The organism is Mesorhizobium sp. M0293 (genome assembly GCF_040321735.1).
Classification (GTDB): Bacteria; Pseudomonadota; Alphaproteobacteria; order Rhizobiales; family Rhizobiaceae; genus Mesorhizobium.
The window spans coordinates 1-1,667 of record NZ_JAMYSA010000265.1 but is presented as its reverse complement, the minus strand read 5'-3'; the positions used below and the strand labels follow the sequence as shown (position 1 = coordinate 1,667).

Sequence of the window (1,667 nt, the reverse complement as noted above, 5' to 3'; positions counted from 1 at the left end):
CGCAAAAGGGGGTCTGACTCACATTTGATGATTTTGCATGGCGGCGTGGTGCTGTTTTCTGAGGGGAATCAGCACCATGGTGAGAAATTTGCGTTTGTCGTCCTTGATCCCGGCGGGATTGGTCGTCGAGGCCATCGCTGAGAACGAAGGAGTGATCGTCATTACCGCGCGGTCAGGTACGTCGGCGCGGCCTTGCCCTCTTTGCCGCAGAGTGTCGAGCCGGGTCCACAGCCGCTATGTTCGACGCGTGTCCGATCTTCCCTGTAGTGGGACGAAGGTAGAGCTCCGCCTCGTCGCGCGGCGCTTCGTCTGCGATGCTACATTGTGCCGTCGACGAATCTTCGCCGAGCGCTTTGACGACAGTGTTGTCACCGAGCGATCGCGCCGGACCTCGCGATTGGAGTGTATCGTTCATCATCTTGGACTGGCGCTCGGCGGCCGACCGGCGGCTAGTTTTGCAAAGCGGCTGATGGTTCCGGTCAGCAATGACACATTGCTACGGGTGGTGCGGCGACGGGCCTGTTTACGAACAGATCCTATCAAGATTGTCGGCATCGATGACTGGGCCTATCGCCGTAACCATCGCTACGGCACGATCGTCTGCGATCTGGAGCGACGGCGGATCGTGACGTTGTTGCCCGACCGTGAAGTTGCCACCGTCGAGTCTTGGCTTGCCGATCACCCTGAGATCGAAACCGTCTCGCGCGACCGCGGCGGCGGTTACGGCGAAGCCACCGCCAAGGCATTACCGCATGCGGTTCAGGTCGCCGACCGCTGGCATCTCATGGAGAATGCGAGCGCGGCTTTCCTCGACGCCGTTCGCAAGTCGATGCGGATAATCCGAACTGCGATCGGCGCTACGACGGTCAATCCCGACTTGCTCACCTACGTGGAGAAGCTGCAATACGAAGGCTATCTGCGGCGCGAGGAGACAAACGCGGCAATCATGAAACTTGCCGGCGAAGGCATCCCCATCAAGGAGATCGTGCGCCGCACCGGTCACAGTCGCAAACTCGTACGCCAAGTGATCCGTGGCCAGCGAACCGATATTTTCCGCGTCCGGCAGAGTTCGCTCGAGGCATGGTTGCCGTTCCTGGATGGGCAATGGATATCGGGCTGCCACAATGCAAGCGAGCTCTGGCGGCGGCTGAAGACAAAAGGCTTTCGGGGACGCCTGGGCGTCGTCAGCGAATGGGCAAGGCGACGGCGTCGTGCCGAGCAGGCATCCGATCAGCAACTCCACAAGGTGCCGTCAGCCAGAACGATCGCGCGGCTGATGACGACGGCCCGTGATCATCTGAGCAAAGCCGACACCGTGATGATCGCCGCCATCGAGGCGGGCGTGCCCCTGCTGGTGGAAGCACGCAATCTGATCGCCGGTTTCCATTCTATGATCCGCAAGAAGCTTGCCGATGATCTCGAGCCGTGGATCGCCGACGCCGGCAAAAGCCTCATCGCATCTTTCGCCAAGGGCATCATTCGCGACCATGCCGCCGTCCGCGCCGCGATCACCGAACCATGGTCCAACGGTCAAACGGAGGGACAGATCACCAAGCTCAAGCTTGTGAAACGGCAGATGTATGGACGCGGAAAGCTCGACCTCCTGCAAGCCAGGCTGATCGGTGCCGTATGATCCCGAACTTCATCAAGAGTGCGTCAGACCCCTT

Annotated in this window: 1 protein-coding gene; it reads left to right on the top strand. The window is 60.3% G+C overall.

Annotated features, from left to right (window positions below; all coding sequences use genetic code 11):
• The first annotated feature begins 76 nt into the window (after positions 1–76).
• Positions 77–1,633: an ISL3 family transposase gene (locus NKJ06_RS35340; protein ID WP_352812554.1), complete on the top strand. Its 1,557-nt coding sequence runs from the start codon at positions 77–79 to the stop codon at positions 1,631–1,633.
• Positions 1,634–1,667 lie beyond the last annotated feature (34 nt).

Bases quoted from the DNA above. Each gene is read 5' to 3' on its own strand.
- NKJ06_RS35340 (WP_352812554.1), top strand. From the start codon at position 77: ATGGTGAGAAATTTGCGTTTGTCGTCCTTGATCCCGGCGGGATTGGTC.